The organism is Chryseobacterium ginsenosidimutans, assembly GCF_039536845.1.
Lineage (GTDB): Bacteria > Bacteroidota > Bacteroidia > Flavobacteriales > Weeksellaceae > Chryseobacterium > Chryseobacterium ginsenosidimutans_B.
In genome coordinates this window covers 134,900-150,191 of sequence record NZ_BAAAZJ010000009.1, presented here as the reverse complement: position 1 = coordinate 150,191, position 15,292 = coordinate 134,900, and the positions used below count along the sequence as shown (strand labels likewise).

12 protein-coding genes are annotated in these 15,292 nt (G+C 33.5%); 5 read left to right on the top strand and 7 right to left on the bottom strand.

Going from position 1 to position 15,292, the window contains the following annotated elements; genetic code table 11:
• Nucleotides 1-143: 143 nt before the first annotated feature.
• From ABD745_RS10725 to ABD745_RS10700, 6 genes are all read right to left on the bottom strand, one after another.
• Nucleotides 144-1,019: a pirin family protein gene (locus ABD745_RS10725; protein ID WP_344829087.1), complete on the bottom strand. Its 876-nt coding sequence runs from the start codon at nucleotides 1,017-1,019 to the stop codon at nucleotides 144-146.
• A gap of 149 nt (nucleotides 1,020-1,168) precedes the next feature.
• Nucleotides 1,169-2,572: an MFS transporter gene (locus ABD745_RS10720; protein WP_344829085.1), complete on the bottom strand. Its 1,404-nt coding sequence runs from the start codon at nucleotides 2,570-2,572 to the stop codon at nucleotides 1,169-1,171.
• Between the two features lie 142 nt (nucleotides 2,573-2,714).
• A complete protein-coding gene (locus ABD745_RS10715) occupies nucleotides 2,715-3,527 on the bottom strand; it encodes a hypothetical protein (RefSeq protein WP_344829083.1) in 813 nt (270 codons plus the stop codon).
• 211 nt (nucleotides 3,528-3,738) lie between these two features.
• Nucleotides 3,739-5,412, bottom strand: coding sequence for an asparagine synthase B (asnB, locus tag ABD745_RS10710; RefSeq protein ID WP_344829081.1), 1,674 nt, complete (start codon nucleotides 5,410-5,412; stop codon nucleotides 3,739-3,741).
• Between the two features lie 322 nt (nucleotides 5,413-5,734).
• The gene (locus ABD745_RS10705; RefSeq protein WP_425549794.1) at nucleotides 5,735-7,399 is read right to left on the bottom strand and encodes a GLPGLI family protein; all 1,665 of its coding nucleotides are present in this window, start codon (nucleotides 7,397-7,399) and stop codon (nucleotides 5,735-5,737) included.
• A gap of 188 nt (nucleotides 7,400-7,587) precedes the next feature.
• Nucleotides 7,588-8,793 (bottom strand): RsmB/NOP family class I SAM-dependent RNA methyltransferase, encoded by a 1,206-nt coding sequence (locus ABD745_RS10700; RefSeq protein WP_344829077.1) that lies wholly within the window; start codon nucleotides 8,791-8,793, stop codon nucleotides 7,588-7,590.
• 148 nt (nucleotides 8,794-8,941) lie between these two features.
• Here ABD745_RS10700 and ABD745_RS10695 point away from each other — a divergent pair, with 148 nt between their 5' ends.
• Complete coding sequence (locus ABD745_RS10695; RefSeq protein ID WP_344829075.1) at nucleotides 8,942-9,286, top strand: zinc ribbon domain-containing protein YjdM; 345 nt, start codon at nucleotides 8,942-8,944, stop codon at nucleotides 9,284-9,286.
• A gap of 423 nt (nucleotides 9,287-9,709) precedes the next feature.
• On the opposite strand, the gene ABD745_RS10690 is transcribed toward ABD745_RS10695, so the two are convergent.
• Nucleotides 9,710-10,648 carry a sulfate/molybdate ABC transporter ATP-binding protein gene (locus tag ABD745_RS10690; protein ID WP_344829073.1) on the bottom strand — a complete coding sequence of 313 codons (939 nt, stop codon included), beginning with the start codon at nucleotides 10,646-10,648 and terminating at the stop codon, nucleotides 9,710-9,712.
• A gap of 85 nt (nucleotides 10,649-10,733) precedes the next feature.
• Between ABD745_RS10690 and ABD745_RS10685 the strand changes: the two genes are divergently transcribed.
• The 4 genes from ABD745_RS10685 (at nucleotide 10,734) to ABD745_RS10670 (ending at nucleotide 15,001) form a co-directional block, all read left to right on the top strand.
• Nucleotides 10,734-11,393, top strand: coding sequence for a YceI family protein (locus ABD745_RS10685; RefSeq protein WP_344830059.1), 660 nt, complete (start codon nucleotides 10,734-10,736; stop codon nucleotides 11,391-11,393).
• A 133-nt stretch (nucleotides 11,394-11,526) separates the two neighbouring features.
• Nucleotides 11,527-12,537, top strand: a complete 1,011-nt coding sequence (gene pheS, locus ABD745_RS10680) for a phenylalanine--tRNA ligase subunit alpha (protein ID WP_344829071.1) — start codon at nucleotides 11,527-11,529, stop codon at nucleotides 12,535-12,537.
• Nucleotides 12,538-12,788: 251 nt separating this feature from the next.
• Nucleotides 12,789-14,360 (top strand): sensor histidine kinase, encoded by a 1,572-nt coding sequence (locus tag ABD745_RS10675; RefSeq protein ID WP_344829069.1) that lies wholly within the window; start codon nucleotides 12,789-12,791, stop codon nucleotides 14,358-14,360.
• On the top strand, nucleotides 14,357-15,001 hold the full coding sequence (locus ABD745_RS10670; protein ID WP_344829067.1) for a response regulator: 645 nt from the start codon (nucleotides 14,357-14,359) through the stop codon (nucleotides 14,999-15,001). Before ABD745_RS10675 ends, ABD745_RS10670 begins: the two co-directional genes overlap by 4 nt.
• Nucleotides 15,002-15,292 lie beyond the last annotated feature (291 nt).

Sequence of the window (15,292 nt, the reverse complement as noted above, 5' to 3'; positions counted from 1 at the left end):
TATTTAAAATTTAATCTCTGATAAATAAACCTAGATTCCTACGGAATGACAAAGGTGGTGTTGAATCTTGATGTTTTATAATTTAAAACACAATCATATAAAATTAAGAAAAAGAAATAGTTCAATAATGATTTTAATTAAAATTAATCCGCCAAATATCCAAATCTTCCTAAATTATAATCCTCAAAAGCCTGCATAATCTCCTTTCTGGAATTCATTACAAAAGGTCCGTGAGGATAAATCGGTTCGTCTAAAGGCATTCCGCTGATAATTAAAATAACTGAATCTTCGGTGGCTTCAATCGTAAAAGTTTCGCCTTCATTTTTAAATAGAACCAAATGATTAGTAAGAACTTTTTCCTCACCGTTTACGATAATATTTCCTTCAACGATCAAGGCTGCAGTATTGAAATTTGCAGGGAAATCGAATTCTGATTTTCCGCCTTTTTTCAGTTTTGCATTCATCATATTTACCGGACTGAAAGTGAAAGCAGGACCTTTCTGATCTTTATACTTTCCTGCGATCAATTCGATAAATCCGTTTTCGCCAAGATCCACTTTTTCCATATCAGAATTTTTGATGGACTGATATTTTGGACAGCTCATTTTATAAACCGACGGAAGATTCACCCAAAGCTGAACCATCTGAAAAATTCCGCCTTCTTTTGCCCATTCAACCTCATGATATTCTTTGTGGAGAACACCTTTTGCGGCAGTCATCCATTGAACATCACCTTCACCGATAATTCCGCCGCCACCTGCACTGTCATGGTGCTGAACTTTACCTTTGTAAGCTATCGTTACGGTTTCAAAACCTCTGTGAGGATGCACACCGACACCACGGGGTATATCAGTCCCGTTGAAATGGAATTTTGAATTATAATCAAGCATAATGAACGGATCCATTCTTTTCATATCCAATCCCTGAACTCCCGGAATGAAATTGTGAACCCGAAATCCGTCACCCACAAAATGAGCAGGCTTTGGAGATACTACGATTTCTACTTTTTTAGTTGCCATAATATTGTTGGTATTATGAAACAAATTTAAGGTAGTTTGAAATCAGACGCATTGATCTGTGGTAATAAGCGAATGAAACGGAATGTTGATGAGAAAGGATTGTAACGAAAAGCGGGAAAAAGCTCCGAAAAATTTATAATTTATCACTTTTAATCCTCTTTCGATTTCATATTTTTCCCATCTGAAATGTGAAGTCTGCGAAAAACCAGTCCTGAAACGATGGTAAGAACACCGATCGTTAAAAATGTAAGTCTGAAAGCGTTGTGAATTTCGCCCTTAATGAGGTCGGTATTTTCAAATATTTTTAAAACAATTAATCCGAAAGCAATTCCGAATCCAATGGCAAGCTGTTGATTAACTGATATTAATGAGTTTCCGCTGCTGGTCTGAAAATTTCTGAGATCGGCAATGGAAATAGTATTCATTGATGTAAACTGAATTGAGTTGAAAAATCCTAAAATAGCAATAATCGGTACAAACCAATATAAGGATGAGTGAACATTGGGAATGGCTAAAAGACAGATCAGTGTTCCGATGATGAAGGTATTGAGCATTAAAGTCTGTCTGTAACCGAATTTATCCAGAATTTTAATGACATAAGATTTTCCAAACATAGCAGTAAGTGCCATCGGAGCGATAATCCAACCGGAAGTAACTGCTGATTGTTTGTACGCGATCTGTATCATTAATGGCAATAACAACGGAACGGAACTGATTCCTAATCTTGTGGCAAGATTTCCGACAATCCCGACACGGAAAGTTCGAACCTGAAACAAATTTAATGGAAAAATAGGGCTTTCGTCTTTTTTTGCATGTCTGTAATAATAGTACATAAAAAGGAATCCTAAAATGAAAACAACCAAAACGGGAGTTGTATTCTGCATATCTCCGAAAAGTTCCAAAGAAATCGAAAGCAGGAGAGAGGCTGCTGCGAAAATCAGGAAGCCTTTTAAATCAAAATCTACGGCGGTAGATTTGTAATTAGGCATATATTTCAAGCCCAAAACAATTCCCAAAAACCCAATCGGAATGTTTATTAAAAAAATCCAGTGCCAGGAAAGATAGTCTACCATATAACCTCCAACCAAAGGTCCCAGAACAGGTCCGATTAAGGCAGGAATGATGGCGAAATTCATTGCTTTTAATAATTCGTTTTTATCGAAAGTTTTGATTAATGCCAATTTTCCGACAGGAGTCATTAAACTTCCTCCAACTCCCTGAATGACACGCGAAATCACAAGATGTGTAAGGTTTTGTGACAAAGAACAAAACAAGGATCCTAAACTGAAAAGCATCAAAGAGAAAATAAAAACCTTTTTCGTTCCAAACCTATCCGCTAAAAATCCGCTTGCCGGCATGAAAACCGCTAAAGTAAGAACATAACTGATAATCGCATTCTGCATATTGAGCGGAGATTCATGTAAATCTCTTGCGATTGAAGGCAGAGAGGTGTTTAGAATCGTAGAATCCAGCATCTGCATGAAAATTGCCGTCGCAAGAATCAGTGGAAGGATTTTTTTAATTGAATTGGGCTGCGAAATTACTTCTGACATGTGATAGTACTGGAAATTAAATAATCCAGATTTGTTTTGGTTCAAAGAATAAGAATATTTGTTGAAAGCAATATTTATTCCTTAGATGACGAAATCTTTATAAAATTAAAAAATCCTGTGAAATTTCACAGGACTTTTTAATTTATTTTCTAGGTTTTTCTACTCCTTTCCATTCGTCACCGGCTTTTCTGTACTGGCTTAATTCGAAAGTTTTGAAATCTTTTGTTTTGTACTCGATATTATCAGTGTTTTGTTCAAATGGCATGATGTAATAATAGTCTGCATCTGTTCTGTCCGTTTTTGTACCTTTTTTCACTGAAGGAACATACTTAGAGAATTTGTAGCTTGGAAGATATTGCTTCACTCTTGCATAGAAAACTTTGTTTTCTTTCTTTTCCGGAATAATGTCTACGATATTGAAATCGTCTTTTTCTTTATTAATCCAAAGATAGTATGTTTTCTCTTCTCCTTTATTTCTGTTGTTAGAGTTGAAAGCGAAAAGCTCTTTCGGAACCAGTTCCTTGATTTTTTCCGGGTCAACTTTTGTGTAATATTCACCTTTTGAAGGGTCAACGTATGTTTCAATATTGTACATTAACACAGAATTATTATCCAAATTTTTATTTTTGAAATATTGATTTAGAGATAATTCTGCAGTTGCTCTCAATTCTTTTCCTCTTGCATCCAGCTTTTTGGTTGGGTTCTGAGGATTTACCTTTTTTACAAATTCATATAAAACTTTAGGCTTTACATCTTTCAGGTGAGGATAAGTTTTCAGTTGCTCAGCTTTTACCAGCCAGTAGTATTGTTGGTAAAAGTCGTCTTTATCGCCATCTTTTACATTTTTATACACCATAGCAAGTTTCTTGGAGCTAAGATATTTACCATATTTTCCCTGTCCGAAAGCAAAAGTCATGGCTAATAAAGCAAATAAGATAGTAATGTTTCTTCTCATTTTTTTATAATTGATATTTTCGTTTTCCAAATATAATTATTTATTAGATATTATTTTTGATTAACAGTTAAAATCTCACAATATTATTATCGTTAATTCAAAAGAAAATCCCGTATTGCTACAGGATTGATAAATTTTGTTTGAGAAGTTAGAAATTAGAGGCTAGAAATTAGTTTAAAGAAACTCATAATTAATAACTTATAACTCATCATTAATTGTCATAAGACGTTTCGTGTACTTTTACTGCTCTTCCGCTCGGATCATTCATATTTTTGAAGGCTTCATCCCATTCCAGAGCGATTGGGGTAGAACATGCCACTGAAGGAACAGACGGAACAGTCGCGGCTGCAGTTTCACTTGGAAAATGTTCTTCGAAAATTGTTCTGTAACGGTATTCCTCTTTGTTTTGAGGAGTGTTTAACGGAAATCTGAATTTTGCATTTGCCATCATTTCATCAGTCACTTCTTTTTCGGCAACAGCTTTTAGATTGTCGATCCATGAATATCCAACTCCGTCAGAAAACTGTTCTTTCTGTCTCCAGACAATAGATTCCGGAAGAATATCTTCGAAAGCTTTTCTTAATACCCATTTTTCAATTTTTCTTTCGTTGGCCTGTACCATTTTATCTTTTGGATTGATAGTCATGGCAATATCCATAAATTCTTTATCTAAAAAAGGAACGCGACCTTCAATTCCCCAGCTCATTAATGCTTTGTTGGCTCTCAAACAATCGTAAAGGTGAAGTTTTCCTAATTTTCTTACCGTTTCATCATGGAATTCTTTCGCGTTCGGAGCTTTATGGAAATACAGGTATCCACCGAATAACTCATCAGAACCTTCTCCCGAAAGTACCATTTTAATTCCCATTGATTTAATAACTCTTGCCAAAAGATACATCGGTGTTGAAGCTCTTACTGTTGTTACATCATAAGTTTCCAGATGATAAATTACATCACGAACCGCATCCAAGCCTTCCTGAACCGTGAAATTAACTTCATGGTGAACCGAACCGATATGTTCCGCAGCTTTTTGTGCTGCAGCCAGATCCGGTGAACCTTCCAGTCCAACCGCAAAACTGTGCAATCTCGGATACCACGCTTCCTGAGTGTCACCACTTTCAACTCTCTGTCTTGCAAATTTTGCAGTAATTGCAGAAATTACAGAAGAATCCAGACCACCTGAAAGAAGAACTCCATAAGGAACATCACTCATCAATTGTCTGTGAACAGCGTCTTCAAGACCTTTTCTTATTTTATCAATATCAGTTTCGTTATTTTTTACATGATCAAAACTTTCCCAATCTCTTTTGTACCATTGCTGTAATTCGTTTCCGTCTTTGCTGTATACAAGATGTCCCGGTAAAAATGTTTCGATAGTTTTGCAAACTCCTTCCAGGGCTTTTAATTCTGAAGCCACATAATAGTTTCCATTTTTGTCCCAACCCTGATAAAGCGGACAGATTCCCATATGATCGCGGGCAATTAAGAAAACATCATTTTCTGTATCATATAAAGAGAAAGCGAAAATTCCGTTTAATTTTTCAACAAAATCTTTTCCGTATTTTCTGTAAAGTGCTAAAATGACTTCACAATCAGATTGAGTCTGGAATTCGTAATCAGGAAATTCTTCTTTTAATTCTCTGTGATTGTAAATTTCTCCGTTTACCGCTAAAACTACTTTTCCGTCTTTTGTAAATAATGGCTGTTTTCCTGAAGTAGGATCTACAATAGCAAGTCTTTCATGGGAGAAAACTACTTTGTCGTCCTGAAATACACCGCTCCAATCCGGACCTCTGTGACGGATTTTTTTTGACATTTCAAGAACCTGAGGTCTTAATATTTCGGTTTTTTGTTTGGCATCAAACAAACATACAATTCCACACATTTTTTATCATTTAATTTGAAACAAAATTATGTTTGTAGTTTAAAATAAACAACAAAAATTTTAATTAAGTTTAAATTTTTAATTAAATTGATTAAAAAAGAGAAAAATTTTAATTATTTTTAATGAAAAGGATGATTTTAGTTAATTTTTTTCGCTGTGCAATCGAATTCTCTACTTACATACGAAATAAAAAATTAATATTTCTTAATCTATGATAATTTATTATACAAATTTTTGCCTTTCCTTTGTGGCTCGAAATAATTTTTTTTCATCATTTGTGTTTTTACCTTCTTGCAATTCAGTTTGCGAGAAGGTTTTGTTTTTATTGAGATCCTAGTAAAACTCCTGAAACGTTCCAGGAACTAAAACTTGTTCCTTCTGTAGGACCTTGAGGGATTTTCACCTGAATGGTATGTTTTCCGGCTTTTAAGTCTCCAAGAGGAATGAAATTAGGATTGGTAACTGTTCCCGGGCACCAGTTTGATCTGCTTAGATCTGATGATGAAAGTCCGTCCGGAAAATTTCCTGAAGCGGGATTATAAAGACGGTAAGAGCCACAGTCTGATCTCCATGGAATAAAAGAATAAGTCATTTTTCCATCAAGGAAAATAGAATTAGTTTTAGGAACAAATTCGTCACCGTTTTCCCAACCGCCGTGACCTGTTGTAAGATATTTCAATTGTGCGTTTTTCAGATCTTTCTTTAATGTAAATTCTACCAATAATCCTTTATCCTGATTGAACATTGTGGAATAATCCTGTCCTGCCATTTCCATTATATTTAAGGTATTGAATAAAGGGATCACTGTATTGTTCTTATAAATTGTCTGGTCGCTTTTGTGAATCGTGATTTCCAGACTCACTTTGTGACCGCCTTTGTCGTAGTTTCCAATGAATGTACCCACCCATAATTCTTTTTCGCTTAAAGAAGGTTTTAGGTCGGTGATATCCTGTCGATATGGACTTATCGTTTGCCAGTTTTTATCTTTTAATTGAATATGATTGAATTTATTAATCCCGAAAGCCGTGAAAAAACGCATCATTTCAATTGCCGGATTGTAATTTTCGGTAGAAGTAATTCCGTAGTATTGCTTTCCGTTTCCGTTATCGTAAACAGGTAATGTTTTTACTCCTTTTTCCAAACCGTCGAAGAAAGATTGTGATTTGTCCTGCGGAACGAAGAATACGGTTCCTGTTCTGTCGTAAGCGTCTCCGTTGGATTGTTGTTTTAATTCGGCGAAGATGTTTTCACCTTCAGAAATTTTAGGAAACTTAATTTTTTTAAGAATAATCGTTCCGTTGGCGAATCTTTTTACATTTTCATCGGATTTTGACTCATCAGAAAAATTGATCGTTTCATTGTCAAAAACTTTCAAAGTAGTGAATCGGCTTTTCCATAAAAGGTCTCTGTATCCTAACTGATCGGTAGAACTAATAGAACCTTTAAGAATATTTTCAATATCTGTTTTCTTAACTTTTTTAATAGAATTGGCGGTAATTAAAGAGTTTTTGTTTCTTTCAATTTCCAGAACAAAACCTAAATTTTGTCCGATACTTGAAGGGCCACCCTGGATTTTTAAATCATTTGTATACCAAACTTCAATGGTATTTGAATTGATCTTGGTTACCGCTTTTTTGCAATTGTAGCCTAAAATTTTCTTAGTTTCATTCGTGAATTCGAAAGTTTGCTTTCCGATAGCTTCTGCATCAGAAGTTGAAATAATTTCGGCAGGTTTCAAAAAAGCATATGAAATTATTGTGTTGGATGGTTTTTCGATTTTCGTTATCTCAAAAGGCAGATCGGCTTTATGTTCTCTGATTTTATTATTCAGGATAAAATTTTCCTTTTCATTTGCCCAAACCAGAGTGGGAGACTGATCGGTTAAAACTTTTCCGTTGGATGAGCTGATGTACTGAACTTCATAAGTCTGCGCAAAAGACAGACAGGATAAAAAGGTGAAGAAACTTAATAAAATTTTACAATGCATAATTGAAGATGGTTTTTCACAAAGATAAATTTTAGTTAACATAATATCAGCTTTGCGGATTTTTATATTAATTTTAATCATATTGGTGTGAAAGATTGTGTAAAAGTTACACTTACAAGAAAAAGATTAATAAAAAAACTACCCTGAAAACAGAGTAGTTTGTATAATTTAATAGTGTTAATTCTTATTTAAGAAAGTCTTTCAATTAATGCCATATAAAATCCGTCGTAACCTGTACTTGGCATTACTTTTTCGTCTTTTACCATTTTGAAGTTCGGGTTGTTTTTTACGAATTCTTCTACCTGTTCATTATTTTCTGAAGGTAAAATAGAACATGTTGCATACACCATTTTCCCACCTACTTTCACCATTTTAGAATAATCCTGAAGAATCTGCTGCTGTTCTTTTTTTATTCTGTCGATAAAATCCTGGTCGATTTTCCATTTGCTGTCCGGATTTCTTTTTAAAACTCCAAGACCTGAACATGGCGCATCGATCAATAATCTGTCCGCTTTGTCGTGAAGTCTTTTGATAACTTTATTATCAGAAATCATACGTGTTTCAATGTTGTGAGCTCCGGCTCTTTTTGCACGACGTTTCAGTTCAGCCAATTTCCATTCGAAAATGTCTAAAGCGATGATCTGTCCTTTGTTTCCCATCAAAGCAGCTAAGTGAAGCGTTTTTCCACCTGCACCTGCACAAGCATCTACAACCCTCTGTCCTTCTTTTACATCAAGGAAATACCCGATTTTTTGTGAAGAAGCATCCTGAACTTCAAACAAACCTTCTTTAAAAGCTGTGGTAAGAAAAACATTCTTTTTTTCTTCCAGTTGAACCGCATCAGGATAATTTTTTATAGGATAAGCAACTACATTTTCGTCAGAAAGGTCAGAAATAAGCTCTCTAGGTGTAGTTCTCAGAGAATTGGCTCTTAAAACTGTAGGAGCCTGCTCATTCAAAGCGTGCATTTCTTTCTCCCATTTTCCCCCCAATTCTTTCTCTAAAGTTTCGGCAAGCCATTCAGGAATAGAATGCTCGATAGCTTTTGTAGGAACTGTATTTTTTTTGAGCTTTGTAAGGATATCGGCGATTTTTATTCCGTCGAATTCTTCAAATTTTTTATAATTTGTTTTGCTCCAAAGAAGATAAGCGATGATTAATTTGTAAATATTATTCGGTTTTACGCCTTCTCCCATGTAATATTCAAGACGTTTTTTCCAACGGATGATGTTGTAGAAAATCTCAGAAACAACAGCTCTGTCTTGGCTTCCCCATTTTCTGTTTGCTTTTAAAAGTCTTTCTATTACTTTGTCGGCATATTTATTTTTCTCGAAGAATGTTTCCTGTAAAGCATCGTGAATTCCGATGGCTAAGTTTCTGTGAATAAGTTCCATAAAATTGGGTTCTGCTATTTTGAATCTGCAAAAATACGACTTTTAATTTATAAGCAATAAGTAATAGACAATTAGTAATTTTTTAATGCTTTAATCTTTGAGTTTTTAAATATTTAATTTAATCCTACCTTTGCAAAAATTAAAAAAAATGAGTGATACTGTACTTTGCCCAAAATGCAGCTCTGAATTTACTTATCCGAGTGATGATGTAATGGTTTGTTCACAATGTTTCTACGAATGGAATCCGGAAGAAACGGCGGCAGAAGTTTCAAATTCAGGAAAAATTTTAGATTCGAACGGAAATGAATTGCAGGATGGAGATTCTGTGGTTGTCATCAAAGATTTACCTGTAAAAGGTGCTCCAAAACCCGTAAAAGCAGGAACAAAAGTTAAAAATATTCGTTTGAGACCAGACAGTGACCATAATATCGACTGTAAAATTGATGGTTTTGGTTCGATGGCTTTGAAATCGGAATTTGTGAAAAAAGCATAAAAAAAAGGAAAGAATTGGACAGTGTAATCTTTCAAAAGACTAGATTGCTTCGTTTGAGCGAGACTAATTTTCGTCTTAGGAGGCAGAAAGAGTATTAACCAAAAATTTCCTTATGCTGTGGATATACAAATGTAAGAAAAAGTTTTACACACAATTCTTATGTTTGTATTTTTTTATCCACAAATTCACAATAAGTGTTAGTAAATATGGTGTTTAGCAAAAAGTAAAAGAAGCTGATAAAAAATAAATGTTTTTAGGAGCCTTTCATAATTGAAACGTTTCTTTAAATGTGAATAGTTTAGCAGCCTTTGCCTAGTGAAACGCTTTTGCGAACGAAAACAAGCATTCAAAATATTTAAAGAGACATTGTAATCTTTGTGTTAAAATAGATTCTTCCTTCGTCAGACTGAGAAAAGAGAAACCTTATCGCACAAAAGAAATTTTAATTAAATTTTCTATTCTCAGATCTGTATAGACAACTAATTCCTTATCCTGAACTTTAATTTTATTCCAATAATGATTTCCTGCGAATCTGCTTTCTAAGACTTCAGCTTCAAAACCGTTTTCGGAGATTTTTATTTCTTTGGGATAGTAAGAAAATTTCGGAAGCTGAAAATTTTCAACTTCAGTTTCATTGAAGATATTGACTTCTCCAAAAAGTTTGGCAACATAAGAATTGTAAGGATTTCTGAATGTCTCTTCCGGATTGTCATTCTGGATTAATCTTCCGTTTTGAAGCACAATAATCTGATCAAGCCACGGAATAATATCCTGAAGTTCATGGGTAGAAATGACCAGAGAAATATTCTGCTGTTTTACGTATCGGAATAATTTTTCACGCAATTCGATTTTTCTAGGAAAATCCAGATTACTGAAAGGCTCATCAAGAATCAAAAGTTTCGGAAGCACAGAAAGTGCTCTTGCAATGGCAACTCTCTGTTGTTGACCGCCACTTAAATATTTAGGTAAAACGTTTGCAAATTCTTCCAGCCCTACTACTTCCAGAAGCTCGGCAACGGTTTCTTTTTTCTTGGCTAAATTAATATTAGAAATAAATTTTCCTACATTTTCGGCAGCGGTTGCGTAAGGCATCAAATCAAAATTTTGAGCCACAAACTTCATCTCAGATTCTCCGGGAACAAGGTTTCCTTTTGGTCCCGATAATCTTTCTCCGTTAAAAATAATATCTCCGCTTTCCCAATCCAAAAGTCCGTAAACCAAGCTTAATAAAGTCGATTTTCCGCATCCGCTTTCTCCGGCTAATGCTATGGTTTTACCTTCTTCAAACCTCAGATTAAGGTTCTGAAACAGGGGTTTTTCTTTGGAGTATGAAAAATATAAATTGTTTATTTCTAATAGCATAATACAAATGTAATGAAATGAAATGTTTTTAGGAAAGAACAATTTTTTTATTATATTAGCAGTAGTAATAAAATTTTGATCAATGATGAAAAGAAAGCTGTTTTTACTGGTTATTCCTGCATTTTTTGCATCGGCAATGGTAATTTCCTGCAAAAAGGACAAACCTCTTTCCAGTGAAAGTAATGAAGTGGCAACAACTAAGGACGGAAACCAATTTGTGGTGGATACTCTGAACAGTAAAGTGGAGTGGAAGGGGTATAAAATTTTTAAATCTGAAAATACAAGCCATTTCGGTACTATCAAATTTGAAAGTGGTGATGTCACAGTAAAAGAAGGAAAATTGGAAAGCGGAAAATTCGTTGCCGATATGAATTCTTTAACTTCTGAAGACTTGAAGAGTGATGCCGAAAATCTGGAAAAACTTAACGGACATCTTAAAAGCGGAGATTTTTTTGAAGTAGAAAAATTCCCGACGGCTTCTTATGAAATTACAAAAGTGACTCCATCTGCAGAAGGCGATTACAATACAGTTTTGGATGGTAATTTAACGGTTAAAGGAATTACAAAACCTGTTCAGTTCAAGGCTAATGTTTCTGTGAAAGAAGGAGTGGTAAGCATTGCAACGGAACCAAAAGATATTAAAAGAGAAGAGTTTGGAGTAAAATTTCAGGCTCCTGCTGAAAACGGAGTGATCAAAGATGAGGTAACTCTTCAGATTAACGTAAAAGCTTTAGAAAAAAAGTAATTTTTTTTATTTAAGTGAAATAAGTGATTGAAGTCTGCCTCCCTGAAAATGAGGCAGATTTTTTTAACACAATTAGGAAAATTATTCAATTGAAAAACCGTATTTTTGCAAAACATTTTGAAAGGGTAAAACAATGATAGAAAAGATAGAAGAGTTACTGGTTGAGGTAAATGGCTTCAATGCTACATCTAAAGAGGATATTGAAAACTTCCGAATCAAGTATAATGGTAAAAAAGGTGTCTTGAATGATTTCTATGAAACATTGAAAGAAATTCCCAATGATCAGAAAAAAGATTTCGGACAAAAGATTAATACTCTGAAACAGGCTGTTAACGTAAAATTGGAGGATTTGAAAAATTCTTCCGAATCTTCTGTTATTTTAGAAAAAGAAGATCTTACGAGACCTGCTTTTCCTTTGGATTTGGGTTCAAGACATCCGATTAATTTAGTAAAAAACAGAATTATTGAGATTTTCAAATCAATAGGTTTTGCTGTTGCTGACGGACCGGAAATTGAGGACGACTGGCACAACTTCACAGCCCTGAATCTTCCTGAATATCACCCTGCGAGAGACATGCAGGATACTTTCTTTATAGAGCAGAATCCTGATATTTTGTTGAGAACGCACACTTCTTCGGTGCAGATTCGTTATATGGAAGAAAACCAACCTCCGATAAGGATTTTATCTCCGGGAAGAGTGTTTAGAAATGAAGCGGTTTCTTCTCGTTCACACTGTATTTTCCACCAGATTGAAGGTTTGTATATTGATGAAAATGTAAGTTTCGCAGATCTAAAACAAACGATTCAGTTCTTTACAACGGAGCTTTTCGGAAAGTCGAAAATCAGACTGAGACCTTCTTATTTCCCGTTTACGGAACCAAGTGCAGAAATTGACGTTTATTGGGGATTGAACTCAGAAACAGACTACAGAATCACGAAAGGAACAGGCTGGCTGGAAATTATGGGTTGCGGAATGGTAGACCCCGCAGTTTTAAAGAATGTAAACATCGATTCGGAGAAATATTCAGGATATGCTTTCGGAATGGGAATTGAAAGAATCGTAATGCTTCTTTATCAAATGAGTGACATCAGAATGTTCTTCGAAAATGATATTAGAACTTTAGAACAGTTTAAAACTTTGTAAATATTTTAAACTAAATATATTCAAATCCTGTAAAAAATTAGTTTACAGGATTTTTTTTATTAATTTTATCATACAACTTACACAGAATGCTTAAAAAATTATTGAATTTCAAGTCAAGGAAAATTGTACATTATTCACTCATCATATGTATTTTATTAATACAATTACTTATCGCAGGATTTTTTTATAACGAATTTATAAACAGGAAAAATTTAACTTTTATTGAAAATCAGTTAAAAGAAGTTCATTCTTTGGAAAAATTAACGGATAATTCAAGAAAAGAACTTGCGAATGCACAAAATGACCTTCAGAAATATGTAATGAATGAGGATAAGGATAATAAGTATCTGGAATCTTACTTTAAATCTTTAAATAAACTTGGTGAAAATTTAGATAGTATCAGCCATTATGAAAATAAATATCCGAGATTAAAAAACATTTTATCGTCACAAAAAAAGGATACATCAGAAATTAAAAAATTAAAGGTTTTAATTGATTCTACTTATCATTTTTCTACGCAGCCTCAGTTTAGACCAAATTATGATATGCCTAAATTGGAAAAATATATTCCGGATTATAATTTTGATAAGTTTGATGTTGAAACCAAAACCTTTACAGATACTGTGAAGAAAAAAGGATTATTCGGACGTTTGGGAGATGCGATTTCGGGAAAAGAGAATGTACGTAAGGACAGTACCGTAGTTACTGTGAAACAAGGTAAAAAGCCAATTTCTTCATTGATAAAGTCGGATTTTGACAGTATTATAAAATTAGTCAATAATCATTATTATAGGGAAATTAAAAAAATACAGATAAATACAGCGGGCAACGTTACGAAGAAGAAAGATAATGAAGATAAAATTTATAAAATGTTCGGCAACCTTTTGATTTACAGTAATGATTTGATGAATATTTATGATGTTGCCATCAAAGATTCAAAATCTGATCTTGAAAAAGAATATAATAAACAGAATTCTGAAAGCAACAGAGTAAGAAAGAATTTAATTTTCGGGGCGATGATTTTGATGTTCATTGTTTCAATATTAATTATGTTCATGACCAGAATTGCATTTATATACGAAAGAAAACTAAATGCAGCAAATAATCAGATCAAAGAAAATCTGAATTTTAAAAACAGAATTTTGGGAATGTTGAGCCATGAATTGAGGTCGCCATTGAAAATCATCGGTCTTTTTATCAACAGAATTAATAAGAAAACGGAGGATAAACAAATTAAAGAATATCTGAAATCTATAAGCTTTACGAATGATACTTTATTGATGCAGGCAAATCAGATTTTAGAATATACTAAAAACCAGGCTGTTGAAAATAAATTGATTCCGGTTGTTTTTAATCTTAAAAATGAAATTACTTCGATATTGACTTCAATTGAACCTTATATCGAAACGAGAAATAATAAGTTTATCATTCATGAAAATATTGATCCGAACCTTGTTGTGTTTTCTGATAACAAGAAAATCAATCAGATTTTCATGAATATTCTCGGAAATGCAAATAAGTTTACAGAAAACGGACAAATTACCGTTAATACTGAAACAGAACATATAAATGAAAATACAATTTCTTTAATTACAAAAATAAGTGACACTGGTGCAGGAATTTCAAAATCTGATCTTGAAAAAATATTCGAACCTTATTATCAGGGAGTTCTATCGGAAGATGTAGAAAACCTTGGTGCAGGTTTGGGATTAAGTCTGTGCAAAGAAATCGTGGAATTGTATGGTGGAAATATTTCCGTAGTAAGCGAATTGAATGAAGGTACAACCGTCAGTTTTTCTATTAATTTAAATATTAATAAATGAATGAATTAGATAAGAAATCTATCAATTTTCTACTTGCAGATGATCACAGTCTTATCCGACAGGGGATTGTTTTTGTATTGGAAGAAATTGGTTTTGATTATGAGGTTTTTCATGCGTCTAATCTGCAGCAGACTTTGGAAGCTGTAAAAAATCACTCAATAGATATAGCTGTGATAGATGCTCATTTTCCCGATGGAAACAGTCTGACAATTTTATCTGAAATTAAAGAAATAAGACCGGAAATTAAAATTTTGATCTTTACAGGAATTGATGAAAATATACATTCGCTTAAGTATATCAATGCAGGTGCAAATGGTTTTCTGAGTAAGATGAATGAAGAAGATGAAATAGAGCAGGCTATTCTTAAAATAAAGAATGATGGAGAATATATTTCTCCGGTAACACAGGCTTTATTAATGAATTCGCTGCACAATGGTAAGCAGATTGATCCTTTGTCATCCTTAACGGAGAGAGAACTGCAAATTGCAAGAATGTATGCAGAAGGTTATGGAAATCTGGAAATTGCCGGTAAACTAGACGTGAAGCAAAATACAGTAAGTACAGTTAAAAAAAGAATATTCAATAAATTGAAAATAGAAAATATTGTCGAACTTATTGAATTAATTAAAAACTATTCTTAGGTTTATTACCATATTATTCTTAAGAATTTTTGCAGAAAAGTAGTGAAATTTTCTAGTAAAACCCCATTTTGATTATCTAAGCACAGGTAATTATTTTTGTAGAAAAATATCTACAATTTCATCGATATATATCTACGCAATGTAAGAGGATTATATACTACTATGTTGGTATTTTTGTACCAGATAATAAAAGCATTTAAAAATAAACGATTATTAACCAAATTAGAATGATCTTTGATTCTGAAAACACAAATGATGAAATTCCCCAGAATCAAAGATCTTTTAAGCACA